13 protein-coding genes are annotated in these 23,028 nt (G+C 69.3%); 9 read left to right on the top strand and 4 right to left on the bottom strand.

The genetic code is table 11. From position 1 onward, the window contains the following. Window positions 1-41 precede the first annotated feature (41 nt). On the top strand, window positions 42-1,538 hold the full coding sequence (locus tag OG975_RS34940) for a M1 family metallopeptidase (protein WP_406333298.1): 1,497 nt from the start codon (window positions 42-44) through the stop codon (window positions 1,536-1,538). 173 nt (window positions 1,539-1,711) lie between these two features. Next, entirely contained in the window at window positions 1,712-3,208 is a 1,497-nt protein-coding gene (gene hflX, locus OG975_RS34945) for a GTPase HflX (RefSeq protein WP_381252236.1), read from the top strand. A 113-nt stretch (window positions 3,209-3,321) separates the two neighbouring features. On the opposite strand, the gene OG975_RS34950 is transcribed toward hflX, so the two are convergent. From OG975_RS34950 to OG975_RS34960, 3 genes are all read right to left on the bottom strand, one after another. Further along, window positions 3,322-4,497, bottom strand: a complete 1,176-nt coding sequence (locus OG975_RS34950; RefSeq protein WP_406333299.1) for a trypsin-like serine peptidase — start codon at window positions 4,495-4,497, stop codon at window positions 3,322-3,324. Between the two features lie 190 nt (window positions 4,498-4,687). Further along, complete coding sequence (locus OG975_RS34955; protein WP_406333300.1) at window positions 4,688-5,917, bottom strand: trypsin-like serine peptidase; 1,230 nt, start codon at window positions 5,915-5,917, stop codon at window positions 4,688-4,690. A gap of 319 nt (window positions 5,918-6,236) precedes the next feature. Next, window positions 6,237-7,805: a carbohydrate-binding protein gene (locus OG975_RS34960; protein WP_406333301.1), complete on the bottom strand. Its 1,569-nt coding sequence runs from the start codon at window positions 7,803-7,805 to the stop codon at window positions 6,237-6,239. 402 nt (window positions 7,806-8,207) lie between these two features. Here OG975_RS34960 and OG975_RS34965 point away from each other — a divergent pair, with 402 nt between their 5' ends. The 5 genes from OG975_RS34965 (at window position 8,208) to OG975_RS34985 (ending at window position 17,295) form a co-directional block, all read left to right on the top strand. Further along, entirely contained in the window at window positions 8,208-9,731 is a 1,524-nt protein-coding gene (locus OG975_RS34965) for a diaminobutyrate--2-oxoglutarate transaminase family protein (protein WP_406336614.1), read from the top strand. Between the two features lie 483 nt (window positions 9,732-10,214). Then, window positions 10,215-12,212 (top strand): IucA/IucC family protein, encoded by a 1,998-nt coding sequence (locus OG975_RS34970; protein ID WP_406333302.1) that lies wholly within the window; start codon window positions 10,215-10,217, stop codon window positions 12,210-12,212. 39 nt (window positions 12,213-12,251) lie between these two features. Beyond that, a complete protein-coding gene (locus OG975_RS34975; RefSeq protein WP_406333303.1) occupies window positions 12,252-13,157 on the top strand; it encodes a GNAT family N-acetyltransferase in 906 nt (301 codons plus the stop codon). A gap of 57 nt (window positions 13,158-13,214) precedes the next feature. Continuing rightward, window positions 13,215-15,230 carry an IucA/IucC family protein gene (locus tag OG975_RS34980; protein WP_406333305.1) on the top strand — a complete coding sequence of 672 codons (2,016 nt, stop codon included), beginning with the start codon at window positions 13,215-13,217 and terminating at the stop codon, window positions 15,228-15,230. A gap of 88 nt (window positions 15,231-15,318) precedes the next feature. Further along, window positions 15,319-17,295, top strand: a complete 1,977-nt coding sequence (locus tag OG975_RS34985; RefSeq protein WP_330307734.1) for an ATP-dependent DNA helicase — start codon at window positions 15,319-15,321, stop codon at window positions 17,293-17,295. 641 nt (window positions 17,296-17,936) lie between these two features. On the opposite strand, the gene lexA is transcribed toward OG975_RS34985, so the two are convergent. Continuing rightward, window positions 17,937-18,713, bottom strand: coding sequence for a transcriptional repressor LexA (gene lexA / locus OG975_RS34990; RefSeq protein ID WP_189188217.1), 777 nt, complete (start codon window positions 18,711-18,713; stop codon window positions 17,937-17,939). 518 nt (window positions 18,714-19,231) lie between these two features. Between lexA and nrdR the strand changes: the two genes are divergently transcribed. Further along, a complete protein-coding gene (gene nrdR, locus OG975_RS34995; protein ID WP_406333307.1) occupies window positions 19,232-19,786 on the top strand; it encodes a transcriptional regulator NrdR in 555 nt (184 codons plus the stop codon). A gap of 150 nt (window positions 19,787-19,936) precedes the next feature. Then, complete coding sequence (locus OG975_RS35000; RefSeq protein ID WP_406333308.1) at window positions 19,937-22,840, top strand: vitamin B12-dependent ribonucleotide reductase; 2,904 nt, start codon at window positions 19,937-19,939, stop codon at window positions 22,838-22,840. The last annotated feature ends 188 nt before the right edge of the window (window positions 22,841-23,028 follow it).

Genomic DNA, 23,028 nt, shown 5'->3' on the forward strand with positions numbered 1-23,028 from the left:
GTCGTCACCGTGGGACGGGTGAGCGCTGGTAGCCGTGGTCCATGCTGCTCACCCCCCGCCCAAGCATTCCTCGTCCCCGCACCCGCCGCATCAAGGCGGCGCTGCTCGCCTCGGCGGTCTCCGTCTGTCTGATCGCCGCGAGCGCCCCCTCACCGGCCACGCCCCTGGGTGTCGGCGACCGCCTCTTCCCGCATCTGGGCAACCCTGGATACGACGTCGAGTCGTACGACCTCGCCTTCACCTATCCCGGCACCAACACCGAACCGCTCGCGGCCGTCACCACGATCGTCGCCGTGACGTCCGCCCGGCTCGACCGGATCAATCTCGACTACGCGCACGGAAAAGTGGGATCGGTCGAGGTCAATGGGGTGCCCGCGGCGTTCACGAGCGCCGGGGAGGACCTGGTCGTGACGCCCGCGGAGCCACTGCCGACGGGCAGCTGGATGCGCGTCACCGTGCACCACACCAGCGACCCGGTCGCCGCCAAGGGCCAGGACGGCGGCTGGGTGCAGACCAAGGACGGGCTCGCGATGGCCAACCAGGCCGACGCCGGGCACCTGGTCTTCCCGTGCAACGACCACCCCTCAGACAAGGCGATGTTCACCATCCACGTGACCGCGCCCAACGGGTACACGGCCGTCGCCAACGGTCTGCCGGCCGGAGCGGACCGTACCCGCCGCTCCACCACCTGGACGTACCGCACCGAGCACCCCATGGCCACCGAGCTGGCCCAGGTGTCCATCGGGCGCTCCACCGTGCTGCACCGGAGCGGGCCGCACGGTCTGCCCGTACGCGATGTCGTGCCCACCAAGGACCGCAAGATGCTCGAACCGTGGCTCAAGAAGACCCCCGGCCAGATCGCCTGGCTGGAGGGGAAGGTCGGCCGGTACCCGTTCGAGACGTACGGGCTGCTCATGGCCGAGGCGCAGACAGGCTTCGAGCTGGAGACACAAACACTCTCTCTCTTCGAGAGAGGGTTCTTCACCGAGCGGGCGTACCCGAAGTGGTACGTCGAGTCGATCATGGTGCACGAGCTGTCGCACCAGTGGTTCGGCGACAGCGTCAGCCCCCGCACCTGGTCCGACCTGTGGCTCAACGAGGGGCACGCCACCTGGTACGAGGCCCTGTATGCGGAGGAGACGGCGGACAGGCCCATGGAGGCGCGGATGAAGGCGGCCTACCGCGCGTCCGACTCCTGGCGAGCCGCAGGAGGGCCGCCCGCTGTGCCGAAGGGACCCAAGCCCGGCCAGAAGATCAGCATCTTCCGGCCGAACGTCTACGACGGCGCGGCACTGGCCCTGTACGCGCTGCGCCAGGAGATCGGGCGCCCCGCGTTCGAGCGTCTGGAGCGGGCCTGGGTGGGCGTGCACCGCGACGGGGTCGCCTCGACGGCCGACTACGTGGACCTCGCCTCCGGCATCGCGGGCCGTGATCTGAGCGAATTCTTCCAGGCGTGGTTGTACGGGAAGACGACACCGCCGATGCCCGGACACCCGGACTGGGAGAGCGACGCCCCACAGGCCCGTAAGGGCGCCTGATAAGTCGCGTGACGAGACGGGCCGTGCCGTGCGACCATCTTCGAGCCGGCGGCGCGGCCCCTCGGGGGGTTGGCCCGGCGGAAACCGGGAATCTCCCGGTGGCCTCGGACGTTGTTCTCTGTGACGGGCGGCGTCCGTCGCCGCACCGTTGACCCCATCGACGTAAGGATCCAATGACCTCCTCTTCTTCCCCTTCCCAGGACGCGCAGAGCTTCGCGCAGAACTACCCCGAAGGTCTTCGGGCCGATGCCCTGATGGAAGAGGACGTCGCCTGGAGCCACGAGATCGACGGAGAGCGGGACGGCGAGCAGTTCGACCGCTCCGAGCGTGCGGCCCTGCGTCGCGTGGCGGGCCTTTCCACCGAGCTCGAGGACGTCACCGAGGTCGAGTACCGACAGCTCCGCCTGGAGCGCGTCGTACTCGTCGGCGTCTGGACCACGGGGACCATTCAGGACGCGGACAACTCGCTCGCCGAGCTGGCAGCCCTCGCGGAGACCGCGGGCGCGCTCGTGCTCGACGGCGTCGTCCAGCGCCGTGACAAGCCCGACGCGGCCACCTACATCGGTTCCGGCAAGGCCAATGAGCTGCGGGACATCGTCCTGGAGACCGGCGCCGACACCGTGATCTGCGACGGTGAGCTGAGCCCCGGCCAGCTGATCCACCTCGAGGACGTCGTCAAGGTCAAGGTCATCGACCGTACGGCCCTGATCCTCGACATCTTCGCCCAGCACGCCAAGTCCCGAGAGGGCAAGGCGCAGGTCGCGCTCGCGCAGATGCAGTACATGCTGCCGAGGCTGCGAGGCTGGGGTCAGTCGCTGTCCCGTCAGATGGGCGGCGGCAAGGGCGGCGGCCTCGCCACCCGTGGTCCCGGTGAGACGAAGATCGAGACGGACCGGCGCCGTATCCGCGAGAAGATGGCGAAGATGCGCCGGGAGATCGCGGACATGAAGACCGGCCGTGAGATCAAGCGCCAGGAGCGCCGTCGCAACAAGGTTCCCTCGGTAGCCATCGCCGGATACACCAACGCGGGCAAGTCGTCCCTGCTCAACCGCCTCACAGGCGCGGGCGTGCTCGTCGAGAACGCGCTGTTCGCGACCCTCGACCCGACCGTGCGCCGGGCCGAGACCCCGAGCGGGCGGCTGTACACGCTGGCCGACACGGTCGGGTTTGTACGCCACCTGCCGCACCACCTGGTCGAGGCGTTCCGCTCCACCATGGAGGAGGTCGGCGACTCCGACCTGATCCTGCACGTCGTGGACGGCTCGCACCCGGCGCCGGAGGAGCAGCTGGCCGCCGTGCGCGAGGTGATCAGGGACGTCGGCGCGACCAACGTGCCCGAGATCGTCGTGATCAACAAGGCGGACGCGGCCGATCCTCTGGTGCTCCAGCGACTGCTGCGGATCGAGAAGCGGTCCATCGCGGTCTCGGCCCGTACCGGCCGGGGCATGGCGGAACTGATCGCGCTCATCGACAACGAACTGCCGCGCCCCTCGGTCGAGATCGAGGCGCTCGTGCCGTACACCCACGGCAAGCTGGTCGCCCGCGCGCACAACGAGGGCGAGGTCATCTCCGAGGAGCACACCCCGGAGGGCACGCTGCTCAAGGTGCGGGTGCACGAGGAGCTGGCGGCGGATCTGACGCCGTACGTTCCGACACCGGCGCTCCCGTAGCGACGGACGCACACCGTCGTAAGACCGTATGAAGGCCCGCCCCCTTTCCCAGGGGGCGGGCCTTCATGGTGCGTACGCGCACAGGACATCCGTCGTGTGTACGCGCGAGGCGCCTACTGGCCGCCATACTCCTTACTCATGGTCTCGTAGAGCTGCTCGGCGCCCTTGCCCAGCTGCGGTCCGGCCAGCCAGGTGTTGTCGGACGGGCCGATCGACGTGTTCGAGACGAGCTTCGTCTCGCCGTCGACGACTCGGAACCAGCCGCCGCCTGACGAACCGCCGGTCATGGTGCATCCGATGCGGTACATCGTCGGCAGGGTCGGGTCCAGCGAGAGCCGGCCTGGCTTGTCGACGCACTTGAACATGTTCAGACCGTTGTATGGCGGTGCGGCCGGGTAGCCCCAGGCGCCCATCGCGCTGACGTCCTGGGCGGACGGTGCGGAGAAGTCCACGTCCAGTGCGTTGCCGACGGTCTCCTCAAGGGACTTGGTGCCCTGCTCCGGCTTCACGTGCAGCACGGCATAGTCGTACGGAGCGCCCGCGCCGCCCGTCTCGTCGCCGCCCGAGATCCACTCGTTCGAGGTGGAGGCCCAGTCCGCCCACCACTGGCCGTACGGGGCGATCTCCGACGCCGTGGCGCTGCCCAGCTCGGACTCGGACTTGCCCTGGTCGTTGTAGGAGGGCACGAAGGCGATGTTGCGGTACCAGCCGCCGCTGCCGCCGGCGTGCACGCAGTGGCCGGCGGTCCACACGAGGTTCGACTTGCCGGGGTGGTTCACGTCCTTGATGACCGTGCCCGAGCAGACCATCGAGCCCTCGGGGGAGTCGAAGAAGACCTTCCCGACCGGAGCGGCGTAGTCGTGGTACGGAGTCTTCTCGGCCTTGGCGTCGACCGGCGCCGGATCCGGGTCGCTGATGCCCTGGTCGGCCGCCGCGTCCTTCGCCGAGATCGTCTTGTCCGGGTCCTTGGCGGACTTCATCCGCTCGGGCTTCCACAGCCCCTCGATCACCGGGTTGACGAAGTCCTTGGCCTCACTGAGCCACTTGTCCTTGTCCCAGTTCTCCCAGCCGCCGTTCGCCCACTGGTCGACGTCGATGCCGTGCTCTTTGAGCTTGTTCTTGATGTCGTCCGGGATCTTGATCTTGTCGTCGCCGCTCTGCGACGAGGAGGCGGGGGAGTCATCGCTCGCCTTGTCGTCACCCGAGTTGCAGGCGGTGGCGGTCAGTGTCAAGGCCGCGACCAGACCGGTGGCGGCGAGGAAGGTGCGCCGCCTTCTTGAGGAACGCATGATGCTGAAACCCCCGATGGTGCCGTTGTGTCATGTGCTCGTCGGGCGAAGGGGGACCCGCCGCGGCACCCCGCTCGAACGCGACACCCCCACCATGCCCGTGCAGTCGGGGACGAACGGCGGCGGGCCGTCGAACGTGCCCATGAGCGGGCCCACCGCCGTCTGTCCGATCCCTGTTACGTCCTGCGCATCACTGCCCGGCGAACTTCCCGCTCACCGAGTCGTACACACCCTTGGCCACATCACCCAGCCGCGGACCCGCCAGCCAACCGGACTTGACCGGTCCGATCGAGGTGTTGGACACCAGCGCGGGCTTGCCGTCCGAACCCGTGGCCACCCAGCCGCCGCCGGACGAACCACCGGTCATCGTGCACCCGATCCGGTACATCGTCGGGTCGGACTGCGCGACGGACAACCGTCCCGGCTTGTCCGTGCACTGGTACAGCTTCTGGCCGTCGAACGGTGCCGCCGCCGGGTAACCCGTCGCCGTGATGCTCGACACCTTCGGCACGGCCGGAGCCGAGAAGTTCACCGGAAGCGCCGAACCGACCGTCTCCTCAAGGGACTTGCCGCCACTGCCCTTCTCCGGAGTCACATGCAGCACGGCGAAGTCGTACGAGGCTCCCTGGCCGCCCGTGGAGCCGCCCTGCTCGATCCACTGGTCCGAGGTCTGCGCCCAGTCGCTCCACCAGACGCCGTACGGAGCGACCTCCGTCCGGGCGGCCTTCTCCAGCTGGGCAGCCGTCTTGCCGGAATCGTTGTACGACGGCACGAAGGCGATGTTGCGGTACCAGCCGCCCTTCTTGCCGGCGTGCACACAGTGGCCCGCGGTCCACACGAGGTTGGACTTGCCCGGGTGCGCCGGGTCCTCGACCACCGTCGCCGAGCAGACCATCGTGCCCTCGGGGGAGTCGAAGAACACCTTGCCCGCCTCGGGCACGTTGGCGTGGTACGCGGTCTTCACGGCCTGCGCGGTCACGGCGGCCGGAGTCGGGTCCGTGACGCCCTGGTCACCGGAGAGGTCGCTGTCGTCGACCCCGTTGTTCTTGTCCGGGTCGTCGGCGCCGCGCATCCGGTCCGGGTCCCACAGTCCCTTGATGATCGGGTTGATGTAGTCGTCGGCCTCGCGCAGCCAGTCGTCCTTGTTCCAGTTCTTCCAGGCGCCGTCCTTCCACTTGTCGATGTCGATCCCGTGCTGCTTGAGCTTGTTCTTGATGTCGTCCGGGATCTTGATCTTGTCGTCGCCGCTCTGGGTGGCGGACGCGGTGGAACCGCCGCTCGCCTTGTCGTCGCCCGAGTTGCAGGCGGTGGCCGTCAGCGCCAGCGCCGCGGTGAGGCCGACGGCGGCCAGCACGGGGGAGGTTCTGCGGCGCGCGCTCCTCCCTCGACGAGCGGCGAAGGGCGGGCGTATCGATCGCATGGTGTAACTCCCCCTGAGCGTATGGGAACTGAGCGCTCCCTTGGTACGGGACCGCGGGCGCCGTTCGGCCGGTACGCGTGAGCGGATCAATGGGTACGGCTGAACGGTTCGTTCGGCACGGCTGAACGGCACCAAAGACTATGCGGTCGCTGTGGGGGACATCTGACGGAACGGCAACGGTTTCGCTACGGGCTGTCTCACCAACTGCGTCCAGTTGCGGACGCGTAGGGCGGGAACAGCGGACCGGCCCGTCCGGGCGAGGCGGACGGGCCGGTCAGGGGCATCGCCGGCCCCGGCACGCTCGACGGGGCCGGGCCGGTTACGGCGTCACCACGGTGCCGCCGAATGTGACGGCGAGGTGGCCGTCCGAGGCGTAGGACCAGCCCAGGGCGCCGGAGTACGAGGAGCAGCGGGACCCGTTCGAGCCGGTCCAGAACTGGTTCGAGCTGTCGGCGTCACCGATGGTCTTGTCGTTCGAGCCGCTGACGCTGAACCGGCACGAGGTGTTGGTCCGGAACACCGAAGTGCCGGCGTCGAACGAGAAGTTGCGCTCCGCGTTGTCGATGCTGGCGTTGTTCGAGATGGTCATCGTGCCGGGGTTGCTGTTGTAGGTGAACCCGTGATGGCCGTTGCCGTAGGCGATGCTGTGCTGGACGACGTGGTTGACCGCGATGTCGTCGCCGCCGAGCTTGTAGCCGTTGCGGTCGCCGTTGGAGTTCACGGTGCCGTCGGAGAGCGTGCCGTTGTTGTAGGACAGGGAGTACTCGATGGTCACCGGGCCGATGGCACCCGTGTCGGTCTTGGTGTAGAGGTCCCAGCCGTCGTCGATGTTGTTGTGGGAGACGTCGTACCGGAAGACGTTCCCGGTGCCGGTGGTGAGCTTCGCGGCGAAGCCGTCGGCGTCCTCGCCGTCGGAGTCGGCGTTGTCGTGCGACTCGGCGCTCACGATCAGGTTGTTGGACGGCCACTGGGAGCTGGGGGTGCTGGAGGAGATCCGGCCGAGCTGCAGCCCCGTGTCGCGGTTGTAGCGGGTCACCGTGCGCTCGATGACGTTGTTGCTGCCGCCGACGTAGATCCCGTTGTCACCGGCGTGCTCGACGACGATGCCGTAGACGTGCCAGTACGAGGCGTTCAGCTGGAGCCCGCGGTTCGACGAACTCTCGCTCTGCGCCGAGAAGTTCAGCACCGGGGTCTCGCCCGGGTAGGCGGACAGGGTGGTGCGGGCGCTGGAGGTGCCGTCCGTGCCGGCCGGGACGGTGACCGTCGACGAGTAGCTGTACGTCCCGCCCCGCAGGTAGATCGTGCCGCCGGAAGTGATGCGGCTGATCGCCGAGGTGAGCGTCGTCGGGGCCGACTCCGTTCCGGCCGCACTGTCGGTGCCGCTCGGGGACACGTACAGCACGGTGCCCGCCGCCGCCCCGGACACCTCGGCGTCGAGGTAGTCGACGTTCGGCAGTCCGGCTGAGCCGGTCGGGTTGAGCCGGATGGTGTTGCTGCCCGCGGCCACCGGGACCGTGAGCGTTTTCGTCGTCCACGTCGACCAGGCGCCGGTGCCCTCGAACGACGCCGACGTGGCCGTCGAGCCGTTCACGGTGATGTCCGCGGGCCGTGCGCTGGTGGTCCCGTTGGCAAAGCGGACGTTCAGCGTCGCCGTGCCCGCGCTGGCGGCGTTCACGGTGAACTGCGCGTACGCGCCGACCGCGTTGGTGCCGTTGCAGAACCCGCTGCCGGAGTAGCCGGCCCAGTCGGAGTCGAGGGTGCCGGTGCAGACCGCCGGGGAGCTCTCGGCCTCGTAACGGGTGGACGCGGCCTGCGCCGTGTTGCCGGACAGCGCGACGAGCGCGCCGGCTAACAGGCTGACGGTCGCGATGACTGGTCTCAGTTGCATCGTTCGCCTCCAGGTTGGTTGTTTCGTCTGAACAGGGGTGGGGCCGACCCCTTTCTGCCGCGGTTGTGGGTGTGGCAACGTGACAGGTGGGGAAAGCGCTTTCATCGAAAGTTAAGTCCGTGTGACGTGAGCGCGTCAATAGACGTGTACGTGATTTCTGTTCACGAACATGAACTTGAATATGGGCTGCTGCCGAGGGTGAGGCGAGGGCTGTGGACCCCGCCGGGATCGCTCACGGTTCCGTCGCGGCAACGATCTTCGACTCACCCGCTTCCCCGCGCGGGCCGCGTCGTTGGTACGTACGGGGGACCTGCCGCCTGCGCTCAGAGCCTCCTGCCAACTCGCCTCTGGACAGCGGGAGGACCTGTAGTCGTGGCCGTGACCGAGTCTGCGGTGGTGCCGATGGGGGCGCCCGGGGTTTCTGAGGGGGCGCGGGAGGGGGCTCCGGGAGCGTCCGAGGGGGCGCGCGCGGCGCACGAGGGGATTCTGCGGCGCCAATCGGCGCGCGAGTCGGCGGCGCGCACCTATGCGCGCGCCCTGCCGATCGTTCCCGTGCGGGCGCGCGGGCTGACGATCGAGGGCGCCGACGGGCGCCGCTATCTCGACTGCCTCTCGGGCGCCGGGACTTTGGCCCTCGGACACAACCATCCAGTGGTCCTGGAAGCGATCAGAAAGGTCCTCGATTCGGGGGCACCGCTGCACGTCCTCGACCTCGCCACGCCCGTGAAGGACGCCTTCACCACCGAGTTGTTCCGCACGCTGCCGCCCGAGTTCGCCGCCCGCGCGCGGATCCAGTTCTGCGGACCGGCCGGGACGGACGCGGTCGAGGCCGCGTTCAAACTGGTGCGCGCGGCGACCGGACGCTCGGGGATGCTCGCGTTCACCGGTGCCTACCACGGGATGACCGCGGGGGCGCTCGAAGCATCCGGAGGCGCGACCGAGGTACGTGTCGCGCGCCTGCCCTATCCGCAGGACTACCGCTGCCCATTCGGCGTCGGCGGCGACCGCGGCGCCGAACTCGCCGCGCGCTGGACCGAGTCGGTGCTCGACGACAGCAAGTCGGGCGTACCGCGCCCCGCCGGGATGATCCTCGAACCCGTCCAGGGCGAGGGCGGGGTGATTCCCGCCCCCGACGAGTGGATGCGCCGGATGCGCGAGATCACCGCGTCGCGCTCCATCCCCCTGATCGCGGACGAGGTCCAGACCGGAGTGGGCCGCACCGGCGCCTTCTGGGCGGTGGAGCACAGTGGGATCACACCGGACGTGATGGTCCTGTCCAAGGCCATCGGCGGCAGCCTGCCGCTCGCCGTCGTCGTCTACCGCGACGACCTCGACGTCTGGCAACCCGGCGCCCACGCGGGCACGTTCCGCGGCAACCAGCTCGCGATGGCGGCGGGCACGGCGACCCTCGCGTACGTCCGCGAAAACGGTCTCGCTGAGCGCGCCGGGACTCTGGGTGCCCACTTGCTGGCCCAACTCCGGAAACTCGCAGACGAGTTCCCCTGCATCGGCGACGTACGCGGTCGCGGACTGATGATCGGCGTCGAACTCGTCGACCCCGAGGCGGCCCCGCATCCCGCTGCCGACGGCCCTCGCCCCGCCGCCCCCGAACTCGCCGCCGCCGTCCAACGAGAGTGCCTCCGCCGCGGCCTGATCGTGGAACTGGGCGGCCGCCATTCAAGCGTGGTGCGCCTGCTGCCCCCGCTGACCATCAGCGACGAACAGGCGACCGCGGTGCTCGACCGACTCGCGGACGCGGTGGGGGCGGTGGCGCGTGGGGACTCGGGGCGTGGCGGGGAGGGACCTCGCGGTGTCGATTCACCTCGCGGCGCTGAAAGACCTCGCGGTGCCGACGAGGCTCGCCGTGCTGACGAGCCCCGTGGCGAGGGCGGGCTTCGCGGTGACGGACCGGGACTGGGGCGCTGACGGACGCCGTAGTGCTGGGAACGCTGAGGGGGCGCTGTCGTGTCTCGATGTGTTGGCCGACGTGTCGGGTTCGGCGTCCGTCGTACGAAGCTGGGGCCGCGGGATCGCACTATCGCTCAGCCAGCCGGGCCGACGAGCCAGACCGGCCAGCCAGGCCGACGAGCCAGGTCGACGAGCCAGACCGGCCAGGCAGACCGACGAGCCAGACCGGTCAAGCAGACCGGCCAGGCCCAGCCCGAGCAGCGTCGAACCGCCTCAGCCCATTTGTTCCCCCACCCGGATCAGGCCAGCTCCACCCGAACCACCCCACCAGGAGCTGTGCCCCTCACTCCTTGAAGTCCAGACGCCGCGCGCAGACCACCGCCATCTCGTCCCGACCCACCACCCCCACCGGAAATCAACCAGAACGCCAGAGGCCCAGCGCACGCCAGTACCGCCCCGGTTCGTCGCCGCACGAGCCCGAACGCCCCCCAAGGAACTCTCGTGAACGCCACCCCCGTACCCGACGGCCCTCCCCAGATCCACGAGCGAGCGGCCCGTGGCACGCAGACCCCGCTTGTGCCGGGCGCCGAATCGGTCCCCCGGCAGAAGGAAGGGGCCCGGGAGTCCGAGCGGCTGCGCGGCGCCACCGCCGATCTGTTGGAGCATCCCGACACGCAGACCGCGGCCCAGGCGGCGGCCGTCGAGAACCTGCTGCGGTGCTGGGTACGGGAGAACAACCTGCCCGCTCCTGACGACGGCACCCTCCGCATCCCCCTCTCCGCCAGTGGCACGACCCTCCTGGTCCCTGTCCATTACTGGTCCGCCACCGGCTGGCACCGCTTCGGCCTTCCCTACCTCGCCGACGCCCCTGACGAGGCGCCGCCCGCCGACGCGGTCACCGTGGCGGCATTGATTGCACGGCAAGCGGCTGCGGGCGCATCGGCAGCCACCGCCGTCGCCCCGGCAGCCGCCAGCGTCGACCCGGCAGGCGCCACCGTCGACCCTCGGGCCCTCCACGGCCCGGCCGGTGACGGAGCCGACCTCGTCGGCCGCGTCGCCGACTCCGTCCGGCGCACCGCCGTGTTCCTCCGCGACCGCAGGGAACACCCCGCCGATGATCCCGACCTCTTCCTCGCCGCCGAGCAGGCGCTCCTGTTCGGCCACCCGCTGCACCCCACACCGAAGGGCCGAGAGGGCCTCTCCGAAGCCGAAGCCCGGCTGTACTCACCCGAATTGCGCGGCTCCTTCCCCCTGCACTGGATGGCGGTCGCCCCCTCGGTGCTGGGAGCCGACTCGGCGTGGACGGAGCGCGGTCGTCCCGTCTCGGCGGAGCAACTCACCGCACGCCTGGCCGGCGGTGGGCTGTCGTTGCCCGGCGGTTTCACTGCCGCCCTGCCGCTGCACCCCTGGCAGATGCGCGAGGTCCGGCACCGTACCGAGACCGCGGCGCTGCTGGACGCCGGGCTGCTCCAGGACCTCGGCGCGCAGGGCACCCCATGGCACCCCACCTCCTCGGTCCGCACCGTCTACCGCGCCGGCGCCCCCGCGATGCTGAAGCTGTCGCTGGGCCTGCGCATCACCAACTCCCGTCGTGAGAACCTCCGCAAGGAACTCCACCGTGGCGTGGAGGTCCACCGTCTGCTGCGCAGCGGCCTGTTCAAGCAGTGGCAGGCCGCCCACCCGGGCTTCGACATCGTCCGCGATCCGGCCTGGCTCGCCGTCAATGGTCCGGACGGCAGCCCCGTGCCCGGGCTCGACGTGATGATCCGCCACAACCCGTTCAGCCCGACGGACGACGTGTGCTGCATCGCGGGACTGGTCTCGCCCCGGCCGCACGCCCAACCCGGCGCAGGGAGCCCGGCACAGGGCCGGCCCCTCATTCGGTCCCGGCTCACCGAGATCGTCACCAGTCTCGCCGGACGCACCGGCCGCCCGCGCGGCGCCGTGGCCACCGAGTGGTTCCTGCGCTATCTGGAGCAGGTCGTACGCCCCGTGCTCTGGCTGGACAGCGAAGCGGGAATCGCTCTGGAGGCACACCAGCAGAACACCCTGCTCCTGCTGGACCCCGAAGGCTGGCCCAAGGGCGGCCGCTACCGCGACAACCAGGGCTACTACTTCCGCGAGTCACGGCGCGCGGAACTCGATGCCCGGCTGCCCGGCATCGGCGAACACAGCGACACGTTCGTCTCCGACGAGGTCACCGACGAGCGCTTCGCCTACTACCTCGCCATCAACAACGTGCTCGGCCTCGTGGGCGCGTTCGGCTCCCAACGCCTCGCCGACGAAGAGCTGTTGCTCGCGGCCTTCCGGCGCTTCCTCTCCGACGTGGCCACCGGTCCGGCCCGGCTGCGCACATCCCTGCCGGCCCACCTGCTCGACTCACCCGTCCTGCGCTGCAAGGCCAACCTGCTGACCCGGCTGCACGGCCTCGACGAGCTGGTCGGTCCCGTCGACACCCAGTCCGTCTACGTCACCATCTCCAACCCCCTTCATTCCTGAGGAACATGACCCACCCCGTCTCCTGAGAGGAGCGTCGCCGTGCCTCCCACCGATGCGAGCACCGACGCCGGTACCGCCCCCGTCACCGAACTCGGCACCGACACAGGGACCTGCTCGGGTCCCAGCTCGGGCTCCGGTGCGAGCACGGACAGCGAGGACACCCTTGACCTGCGCCTCCCCGACGAGCTCATCGCGCTCTTCGCCGCGGAAGCCGGGGCACAGGGCAGGCCCACGGGTGACGCCATGGGCGACGTCACGGGAGAGGCCATGGCCGACACCACGGGACAGGCCCGGGCCCTGCGCGAAGCCACGGGGGAAGCCTCGGGAGACCGTCGGGGCATGGCGGAGACCTCTGCCGTCGCCCCGGCCGACGACGACCTGCTGGACCGCGTCGGCGGCTGGGGGCCCACCCTTACGCCTGTGGGCGTCTTCCACCTTGTCCCCGTGCGGGTCGAGCGCGATCTCCCGCTCATCACTCGCTGGATGAACGACCCTGCCGTCGCGGAGTTCTGGGACCTGGCGGGGCCCGAGTCCGTGGCCGAGGAGCATCTGCGCCTCCAGCTCGACGGCGACGGACGCAGCGTCCCCTGCCTCGGGGTACTGGATGGCAGCCCGATGAGCTACTGGGAGATCTACCGCGCGGATCTCGATCTCCTGGCTCGCCACTACCCCGCCCGACCGCACGACACCGGAATTCACCTCCTCATCGGCGGTGTCGCCCATCGTGGGCGAGGCCTCGGCTCCACCCTGCTCCGAGCCGTCGCAGACCACGTACTGGACAAGCGCCCCTCATGCGCTCGCGTCGTCGCGGAACCCGACCTTCGCAACACTCCCTCCGTCTCCGCTTTCCTGAGCGCCGGCTTCCGGTTCTCCGCCGAGGTCGATCTGCCCGACAAGCGGGCAGCCCTCATGGTCCGAGACCGGGCCCTGCGCGATCTGTTGTAGCGCCGTCACTTTTAGTACACCGCTCGTCCCGATCCGGTTCCCTGTCGAGGAGTCCCCGTGCCGAATTCATCCGCCACCCCGGCCTCCGGAGAGTCGCCCACGCTGTACGACCCACCTGAGCTGAGCGAAGACGGGTGGGAGCAGGCCGGCCGCCGCCTGCTCGCCAAGATGATCGGCGAGTTCGCGTACGAGGGAATCATCCAGCCGGAGCCGGAGCCGGAGCCGGAGCCGGAGCCGGAGCCGGAGCCGGAGCCGGAGCCGGACCTGGGGCGGGGGGTGGAGCCGGAGGGGACGCTCACCCCGGCCTCCGCGCCTGCCCCTGCTCCCCTCCCGTCCCCGGCTGCCTCAGTCCCGTCCGCGCCCCCGGCCTCGGTCCCGAACCTGGAGGAAGAACCGACTTCGCCCGACAGCCGCTGCGCTCCGTACACCCTCCGCCTGGACGCCGGTGGCATCGTGTCCTTCCGCGCCCGCCGTACCGCGTACGACGGTTGGCGCGTGGACCCCCACTCGCTCACCCTCGTTGAGGGAGAGGCGGAGCCCCGGCCCTTCACCGACCCGGTCGGCTTCCTCACCCGTGCCCGAGGCACCTTGGAACTCGACGGAGCGACGCTCGGCCATGTCATCCGTGAGCTGAGCACCACCCTGGCCGCCGACGCGCGCCTCGGCCACAACGCCCTCGCGGCGGCCGAGCTGGCCGACCTGGGATACGCGGAACTGGAAGGCCATCAGACCGGGCACCCCTGGATCGTGCTGAACAAGGGCCGGCTCGGCTTCTCCGCGCGAGACGCCGCCGTCTGGGCACCCGAGGCACGCCGGGCGACGGCCCTACCGTGGATCGCGGTGCACACCACGCTCGCCACCTATCGAGGTGTCTCCGGCCTCGACACCGCCGCACACCTCTACGCGCGCGAACTCGCCCCCGCCACCAGGGAGTCGTTCGACGGATTACTCCGCGCGCGCGGGCTCACGCCGGAGTCGTACCTCTATCTGCCCGTGCACCCCTGGCAGTGGGACGACGTCGTGCTGCCTCTCTTCGCGCGCCACGTCGCAGCGGACACGATCGTGCCGCTGCACTCGGACGGTGATCTGCGCCTGCCTCAGCAGTCGGTCCGTACGTTCCTCAACGTGTCGCGCCCGGACCGGCACACCGTGAAGCTCCCGCTGTCCGTCCTCAACACCCTGGTGTGGCGCGGCCTTCCGACGGAACGGACGCTCGCGGCCCCCGCCGTCACCGCCTGGATGCACGCCCTGCGCGACGCCGACCCGTTCCTGCGCGACACCTGCGGGGTGATTCTGCTCGGCGAGGTCGCCTCGGTGACCGTCGGACATCCGGTGTACGACGCCCTCCCAGAAGTGCCCTATCAGTACAAGGAGCTACTCGGAGCGATCTGGCGCGAGCCGGTCTCCCGCCATCTGGCCCCCGGTGAACGTGCCCGCACGCTGGCCGCGCTTCTGTACACCGACCCGGAGGGCCGTGCCTTCACAGCACAGCTGGTCGCTCGCTCGGGACTGGCTCCGAAGATCTGGTTGCGACGCCTCTTCGCCGCACTCCTGCCGCCGCTGCTGCACTGCCTCTATCGGTACGGCACTGTGTTCAGCCCACATGGAGAAAACGCGATCGTTGTCTTCGACGACCATGACGTACCGGTCCGGCTCGCGGTGAAGGACTTCGTGGACGACGTCAATGTGAGCGCGGAGCCCCTGCCCGAGCATGCCTCCATGCCGGACGACGTACGGAACGTGCTGCTCACCGAGCCGCCCGCGTTCCTGACCCAGTTCATTCATTCAGGGCTCTTTATCGGAGTGTTCCGCTATCTCGCACCGCTCTGCGAGGAGCAACTGGGCGTTCCGGAGGACCTTTTCTGGTCCCTTGTCCGAGCGGAGATCATTCGCCATCAGGCGCGCTTTCCCGAGCTCAAGGAGCGCTACGAGATGTTCGACCTGCTCACTCCCCGGATCGAGCGCCTGTGTCTGAACCGAAATCGGCTGCACCTCGATGGCTACCGCGACCGCCCCGAGCGCCCGCACGCCGCCGTGCAGGGCACTGTCCCGAACCCCCTCCACCAGCCTTGATCACCGGGTCCGTACTCGTCTTGATCACGTCCGTCGGCCCCACCTTGATCGCTCGATTGTCAGTGGCGCCCCGTAGGCTGGCAGCGCTATGACAAAGCCCTCACTCCCCGAACTCCTGCATGCTGCCGTCACTGCCGTCGGCGGTACGGAGCGCCCTGGCCAGGTGACCATGGCCGAAGCCGTCGCGGGCGCCATCGACGACAGCTCCCACCTGCTGGTCCAGGCGGGCACCGGCACCGGAAAGTCGCTCGGCTACCTGGTGCCGGCGCTCGCGCACGGGGAGCGCGTGGTCGTGGCGACCGCCACCCTGGCGCTGCAGCGGCAGCTCGTGGAGCGTGACCTGCCGCGCACCGTGGACGCGCTGCATCCGCTGCTGCGCCGCCGCCCCGAGTTCGCGATGCTGAAGGGCCGCTCCAACTATCTGTGCCTGCACCGCCTGCACGAGGGTGTGCCGCAGGAAGAGGAGGAGGGCCTCTTCGACCAGTTCGAGGCGGCCGCGCCCACCAGCAAGCTGGGCCAGGACCTGCTGCGGCTGCGGGAGTGGTCGGACGAGACCGAGACCGGCGACCGCGACGACCTCACGCCGGGTGTCTCCGACCGTGCCTGGGCCCAGGTGTCCGTCTCGTCCCGGGAGTGCCTGGGCGCCACGAAATGCGCCTACGGAGCGGAGTGCTTCGCCGAGATGGCCCGCGAGCGCGCCAAGCTCGCCGAGGTCGTCGTCACCAACCACGCGCTGCTCGCGATCGACGCCATCGAGGGTGCGCCGGTCCTCCCGCAGCATGAGGTGCTGATCGTCGATGAGGCCCATGAGCTGGTCTCCCGGGTCACCGGTGTAGCGACCGGCGAGCTCACCCCCGGCCAGGTCAACCGAGCCGTCCGGCGCGCCGCGAAGCTCGTCAACGAGAAGGCCGCCGACCAGCTCCAGACCGCCGCCGAGGGCTTCGAGCGGCTCATGGAGCTGGCGCTGCCGGGACGCCTGGAGGAGATCCCGGAGGACCTCGGGTACGCCTTGATGGCGCTGCGCGACGCCGCCCGTACGGTGATCTCGGCACTCGGTTCCACACGCGACAAGTCCGTCCAGGACGAGGACGCGGTACGCAAGCAGGCCCTGGCCTCGGTGGAGACCGTGCACGACGTGGCGGAGCGCATCACCAACGGCTCCGAATGGGACGTCGTCTGGTACGAGCGCCACGACCGCTTCGGCGCTTCGCTCCGCGTGGCTCCCATGAACGTGTCCGGGCTCCTCAGGGAGAAGCTCTTCGCCGACCGGTCCGTCGTCCTGACCTCCGCGACGCTGAAGCTCGGCGGCGACTTCAACGGCGTGGGGGCGTCGATGGGGCTCGCCCCGGAGGGCACAGAGGGCGAGGATCTTCCGCAGTGGAAGGGCGTCGACGTCGGCTCGCCCTTCGACTACCCCAAGCAGGGCATCCTCTACGTCGCCAAGCACCTTTCGCGCCCCGCGCGGGACGGCGATCGCGGGGACATGCTGGACGAGCTCACCGAGCTGATCCAGGCCGCCGGTGGCCGCACGCTCGGCCTGTTCTCCTCAATGCGGGCGGCCCAGCTCGCGGCCGAGGAGCTGCGGACGCGTATGCCCGAGTACCCGATCCTGCTGCAGGGCGAGGAGACGCTCGGCGAGCTGATCAAGAACTTCGCGGCCGATCCCAAGACCTGCCTCTTCGGCACGCTCTCGCTCTGGCAGGGCGTGGATGTCCCGGGCCCCAGCTGTCAGCTCGTCGTCATGGACAAGATCCCCTTCCCGCGCCCCGACGACCCGCTGATGAGCGCCCGCCAGAAGGCGGTCGAGGACAACGGTGGCAATGGCTTCATGGCGGTGGCCGCCACCCACGCCGCGCTCCTCATGGCCCAGGGCGCCGGCCGCCTGGTACGGGCGACGGGGGACCGGGGTGTGGTCGCCGTACTCGACCAGCGCCTGGCCACGGCCCGCTACGGCAGCTATCTGAAGGCGTCCTTGCCCGACTTCTGGTACACGACGGACCGCAACCAGGTCCGCAGGTCACTCGCTGCGATCGACGAGGCGGCGCGGAAGGCGGAGGACGCGTAGCGCCTGGCGGCGAGCGCACGGGCGGCGGGCTGGTCACGGGGCCGTACGGAGGCCGCACGGGTGGAGCGGCCCGCAGTGTCCGTGTCGACGGCGAGGGTATGAGGGTATTCGGGCCGATGGTGAGGTGACGGGCCCGGTGCTGGGAGGGAGGTCGTGCTTCCGGCGGCGTCTTCGCCTGGGCACACCAGCTCCACCAGCCCCTGTCGGGCACCGCGCTCAAGGGTTCCCGTACGTGTTGCTGCACCGCCCCTCGCACGGGACGGGCCGCTCCGTTGCACGCCCGGTGGGCAACGCCGGCCCAGCCAGGTCATCACGGTCTGCCAGGCGCCCCTGGCAACACTGGCTCAGAATTCCCGTGAGCCCAGGCCGCGCGCAGGGCGGCGAACCGCACGTCCCAAGCCTCAGCCAGAGAGCGCATCACCCCGTTCAAGGCCCCGCCGGGTAGCGCACGGCGCGTCGCACGCCGACCCCTCGGCCAGGGAGCCCCCAGCACCCAAAGCCCCGGCCGCGGAAGCGCACTCCCCATGCCGAAAGCCCCCCGCCAGGAAGGCGCAGAAGACGCGGCAGGGCCCCGGAACCGGCGCAGTTGGTCCCGGGGCCCGGTCAGGGGCGGGGCGGTGCGTCCCGCCCTTCGCGGGTCGTTACACCCGCCGCAGCACTGCCACGACCTTGCCGAGGATGGTCGCCTCGTCGCCGGGAATCGGCTGGTACGCGGAGTTGTGCGGCAGCAGCCACACATGCCCGTCCTCGCGCTTGAAGCGCTTCACCGTGGCCTCGCCGTCCAGCATCGCGGCCACGATGTCGCCGTTCTCCGCGACCGGCTGGCGGCGGACCGTCACCCAGTCCCCGTCGCAGATGGCGGCCTCGATCATCGAGTCACCGACGACCTTCAGGACGAACAGCTCACCGTCACCGACCAGCTGGCGGGGGAGGGGGAAGACGTCCTCGACCGACTCCTCGGCGAGGATCGGGCCACCGGCGGCGATACGGCCGACGAGTGGCACGTACGACGCGGCCGGCTTGCCCGCCGTGTCGGTGGGCTGGACCGAGGACTGGTCGGAGCCCCGGACCTCGTACGCACGCGGGCGGTGCGGGTCGCGGCGCAGAAAGCCCTTGCGCTCCAATGCCATCAGCTGATGCGCGACCGAGGAGGTGCTGGACAGGCCGACCGCCTGTCCGATCTCGCGCATCGACGGCGGGTAGCCGCGCCGCTGCACGGAGTCCCTGATGACCTCGATCACCCGGCGCTGCCGGTCTGTGAGCCCCGAGCTGTCCGCGCGGATGCCTGGAGGTCGGCCTGGCAGGGAGCGCTTGGGTCCCTCATGATTCACGGCTTCGTTCATCGCATGCACCGGCTCGAGTCGGCCCTGGGAGCGGTCCTGGGCAGTGATGGTGGCACTGTCTGCGGTGGTGGTCACGTCGGCCCCTCTCGATGGTCTCCCTGCTGGACAACGGTAGTTGCTTTCGAAAGGTTGCGCCAAACACACGTTCGAGTGAAAAAGCGCGGATTGCCTGACGTGATCATGTGTCTGGGTGTATGGCTCGCGACGCACCTGGCGGACAAAAGGACCCATTGCTGTACTCTTCACCGCCGGGGCGATGAGCGTGCCAGCACATGTGGGCCGCGGCCCAGTCTGCCATCCGGCACCCCGCCAAGCAGGTACCGACCCCCTGTCTGCACGGCCATCACGGTATCTCCGCGTGTCCGGGATCGGTATGGCCGTGCGGCACATGCCAATACGCGTGCGACACGCGCGTCGTGGGCCAATTTGGGCGCTGATCCCCACATCTAGTGGTTGGATTGCAACAGCAGCCCAGAAGTTGTGGTCCCCCGGGTCTTCAGGCCCTCGGTCATCGCCTATGCTTGGGGCTGCTTCGAGGGGCCCAAGGGGTCTCGCGAGGTCTATGAGTCGTGCTGTGAAGGAGGGTTGGAGCCATGCACTGCCCCTTCTGCAGGCACCCTGACAGCCGCGTCGTCGACAGTCGTACGACCGATGACGGCACGTCGATCCGCAGGCGCCGCCAGTGCCCCGACTGCTCCCGTCGTTTCACGACCGTGGAGACGTGTTCGCTGATGGTGGTCAAGCGCTCCGGCGTGACCGAGCCCTTCAGCCGCACCAAGGTCATCAATGGTGTGCGCAAGGCATGCCAGGGGCGGCCCGTCACCGAGGACGCGCTCGCCCAGCTCGGCCAGCGGGTCGAGGAGGCGGTGCGGGCCACCGGAAGCGCCGAGCTGACCACTCACGACGTGGGGCTGGCCATACTCGGTCCGTTGCAGGAACTCGACCTCGTCGCCTATCTGCGGTTCGCGTCCGTGTACCGGGCGTTCGACTCGCTCGAGGACTTCGAGGCCGCCATCACGGAACTCAGGGAAGAGACGAGGCAGCGCCCCGCCGCGGACGAGGAAGTCGCGGACGTGGAGCGCCCGGAAAGCGACCGCGGGTCCGGAGGGGCTGTCCAGGTCCCCGTGCCCGCCAGCGCCGCCGACTGACGCGAAGGCCGACTCGGGTCGGCTGGTCGGTGGCGACCACAGACCTGCTCCGCGGGGCCGCGTGAGCGGCGCGCGCAGCATCAGACACACACCGTGCCACGGGAAGAACGAGGCACTTCAGGGCGTTTTAGCCCGATACAGGGAGGCGGCATGACAGAGACGGCGAGCGGTCCGGCACGAGGTTCCCGCGCCAAGGGCGGAACCAAGGCCAGCAAGGGACTGCGCATCGAGCGCATCCACACCACCCCCGGCGTGCACCCGTACGACGAGGTGGAGTGGGAGCGCCGTGACGTCGTCATGACCAACTGGCGCGACGGCTCGATCAACTTCGAGCAGCGTGGCGTCGAGTTCCCCGGCTTCTGGTCGGTGAACGCGGTCAACATCGTCACCAGCAAGTACTTCCGCGGTGCTGTCGGCACCCCGCAGCGCGAGGTGAGCCTCAGGCAGCTCATCGACCGCATCGTGAAGACGTACCGGAAGGCCGGTGAGGACTACAAGTACTTCGCCTCGCCCGCCGACGCCGAGATCTTCGAGCACGAGCTCGCGTACGCCCTCCTGCACCAGATCTTCAGCTTCAACAGCCCGGTCTGGTTCAACGTCGGCACGCCCCAGCCCCAGCAGGTCTCCGCCTGCTTCATCCTGTCCGTCGACGACTCCATGGAGTCGATCCTCGACTGGTACAAGGAAGAGGGCATGATCTTCAAGGGCGGTTCCGGCGCCGGCCTGAACCTCTCCCGCATCCGCTCCTCCAAGGAGCTCCTCTCCTCGGGTGGCAACGCCTCGGGTCCCGTCTCCTTCATGCGTGGTGCCGACGCCTCTGCAGGAACGATCAAGTCGGGTGGCGCCACGCGCCGCGCGGCCAAGATGGTCATCCTCGACGTCGACCACCCCGACATCGAGGACTTCATCGAGACCAAGGTCAAGGAGGAGGAGAAGATCCGCGCCCTGCGTGACGCGGGCTTCGACATGGACCTGGGCGGCGACGACATCACGTCCGTCCAGTACCAGAACGCCAACAACTCGGTCCGCGTGAACGACACGTTCATGAAGGCGGTCGAGGAGGGCGGCAAGTTCGGCCTGACGTCTCGCATGACCGGTGAGGTCATCGAGGAGGTCGACGCCAAGTCGCTCTTCCGCAAGATGGCCGAGGCCGCCTGGGCCTGCGCCGACCCGGGCATCCAGTACGACGACACGATCAACCAGTGGCACACGTGCCCGGAGTCCGGCCGCATCAACGGCTCGAACCCGTGCAGCGAGTACATGCACCTGGACAACACGTCCTGCAACCTCGCCTCGCTGAACCTGATGAAGTTCCTGAAGGACGACGGCAAGGGCCGCCAGTCCTTCGAGGTCGAGCGTTTCGCCAAGGTCGTCGAGCTGGTCATCACCGCGATGGACATCTCCATCTGCTTCGCGGACTTCCCGACGCAGAAGATCGGCGAGAACACCCGCGCCTTCCGTCAGCTGGGCATCGGTTACGCCAACCTCGGCGCCCTCCTGATGGCGACGGGCCACGCCTACGACTCCGACGGCGGGCGCGCCCTCGCCGGTGCCATCACCTCGCTGATGACCGGTACGTCGTACAAGCGTTCCGCCGAGCTCGCCGCGGTCGTCGGCGCCTACGACGGCTACGCCCGCAACGCGCAGCCGCACCAGCGCGTCATGAAGCAGCACTCCGACGCCAACGCCGTGGCCGTCCGCGTGGACGACCTGGACACGCCGATCTGGGCCGCCGCCACGGAGGCCTGGCAGGACGTACTGCACCTCGGTGAGAAGAACGGCTTCCGCAACGCGCAGGCCTCGGTCATCGCCCCGACCGGCACCATCGGTCTCGCGATGTCCTGCGACACCACCGGCCTTGAGCCCGACCTCGCGCTGGTCAAGTTCAAGAAGCTGGTCGGCGGCGGCTCGATGCAGATCGTCAACGGCACCGTGCCGCAGGCCCTGCGCCGCCTGGGTTACCAGGAGGAGCAGATCGAGGCGATCGTCGCCCACATCGCCGAGAACGGCAATGTGATCGACGCGCCGAGCCTCAAGCACGAGCACTACGAGGTCTTCGACTGCGCCATGGGCGAGCGCTCCATCTCCGCGATGGGCCACGTCCGCATGATGGCCGCGATCCAGCCCTGGATCTCCGGCGCGCTCTCCAAGACGGTCAACCTGCCGGAGACGGCGACCGTCGAGGACGTCGAAGAGGTCTACTTCGAGGCGTGGAAGATGGGCGTCAAGGCGCTCGCGATCTACCGCGACAACTGCAAAGTCGGCCAGCCCCTCTCCGCGAAGACCAAGGAGAAGGAGAAGGCCGAGGTCACGGCCAAGGCCGAGGAGACCATCCGTACCGCGGTCGAGAAGGTCGTCGAGTACCGCCCGGTCCGCAAGCGCCTCCCCAAGGGCCGTCCCGGCATCACCACCTCCTTCACGGTGGGCGGCGCCGAGGGCTACATGACCGCCAACTCCTACCCGGACGACGGTCTCGGCGAGGTCTTCCTGAAGATGTCGAAGCAGGGCTCCACCCTCGCGGGCATGATGGACGCCTTCTCGATCGCCGTCTCGGTGGGTCTGCAGTACGGCGTGCCTCTGGAGACGTACGTCTCGAAGTTCACGAACATGCGCTTCGAGCCGGCCGGCATGACGGACGACCCGGACGTGCGGATGGCGCAGTCGATCGTCGACTACATCTTCCGTCGCCTGGCGCTGGACTTCCTGCCCTTCGAGACGCGCTCCGCGCTCGGCATCCACTCCGCCGAGGAGCGTCAGCGTCACCTGGAGACCGGTTCGTACGAGCCGTCTCTCGACGATGTCGACGTCGACGTCGAGGGTCTGGCCCAGTCCGCGCCCCGTGCGCAGGAGCTGAAGGCCGTCGCCACCCCCAAGGCCGAGGTCGAGGCGGCCGAGCCCGCCCCGAAGCAGGCCCACACCAGTGCCGAACTGGTGGAGATGCAGCTGGGCATCCAGGCGGACGCCCCCCTGTGCTTCTCCTGCGGCACGAAGATGCAGCGGGCCGGTTCCTGCTACATCTGCGAAGGGTGCGGGTCGACCAGCGGTTGCAGCTGATGTCGGACGCCTGCTAGGCGGATGAACCAGCTGGTCAGGGCGGTGGAGCTGATATCCGGGCTCCACCGCCCTCTCCGTTTTCCGGCCCAGGGCACGCGCATGTCCAGCAACCCGGGGAGAATCACCTGAAGCCCCGAAGGGCGGCACGGCCACCGGCCGTGCCGCCCTTCAGCGTTATCGCGGTCCTA

Origin of the sequence: Streptomyces sp. NBC_00203 (assembly GCF_045206325.1) — a bacterium.
Taxonomy (GTDB): domain Bacteria; phylum Actinomycetota; class Actinomycetes; order Streptomycetales; family Streptomycetaceae; genus Streptomyces; species Streptomyces lutosisoli.

Bases quoted from the DNA above. Each gene is read 5' to 3' on its own strand.
- OG975_RS34950 (WP_406333299.1), bottom strand. From the start codon at position 4,497: ATGCGTTCCTCAAGAAGGCGGCGCACCTTCCTCGCCGCCACCGGTCTG.
- OG975_RS34965 (WP_406336614.1), top strand. From the start codon at position 8,208: ATGGGGGCGCCCGGGGTTTCTGAGGGGGCGCGGGAGGGGGCTCCGGGA.
- nrdR (WP_406333307.1), top strand. From the start codon at position 19,232: ATGCACTGCCCCTTCTGCAGGCACCCTGACAGCCGCGTCGTCGACAGT.
- OG975_RS34955 (WP_406333300.1), bottom strand. From the start codon at position 5,917: ATGCGATCGATACGCCCGCCCTTCGCCGCTCGTCGAGGGAGGAGCGCG.
- hflX (WP_381252236.1), top strand. From the start codon at position 1,712: ATGACCTCCTCTTCTTCCCCTTCCCAGGACGCGCAGAGCTTCGCGCAG.
- OG975_RS34960 (WP_406333301.1), bottom strand. From the start codon at position 7,805: ATGCAACTGAGACCAGTCATCGCGACCGTCAGCCTGTTAGCCGGCGCG.
- OG975_RS34940 (WP_406333298.1), top strand. From the start codon at position 42: ATGCTGCTCACCCCCCGCCCAAGCATTCCTCGTCCCCGCACCCGCCGC.
- OG975_RS34985 (WP_330307734.1), top strand. From the start codon at position 15,319: ATGACAAAGCCCTCACTCCCCGAACTCCTGCATGCTGCCGTCACTGCC.
- OG975_RS35000 (WP_406333308.1), top strand. From the start codon at position 19,937: ATGACAGAGACGGCGAGCGGTCCGGCACGAGGTTCCCGCGCCAAGGGC.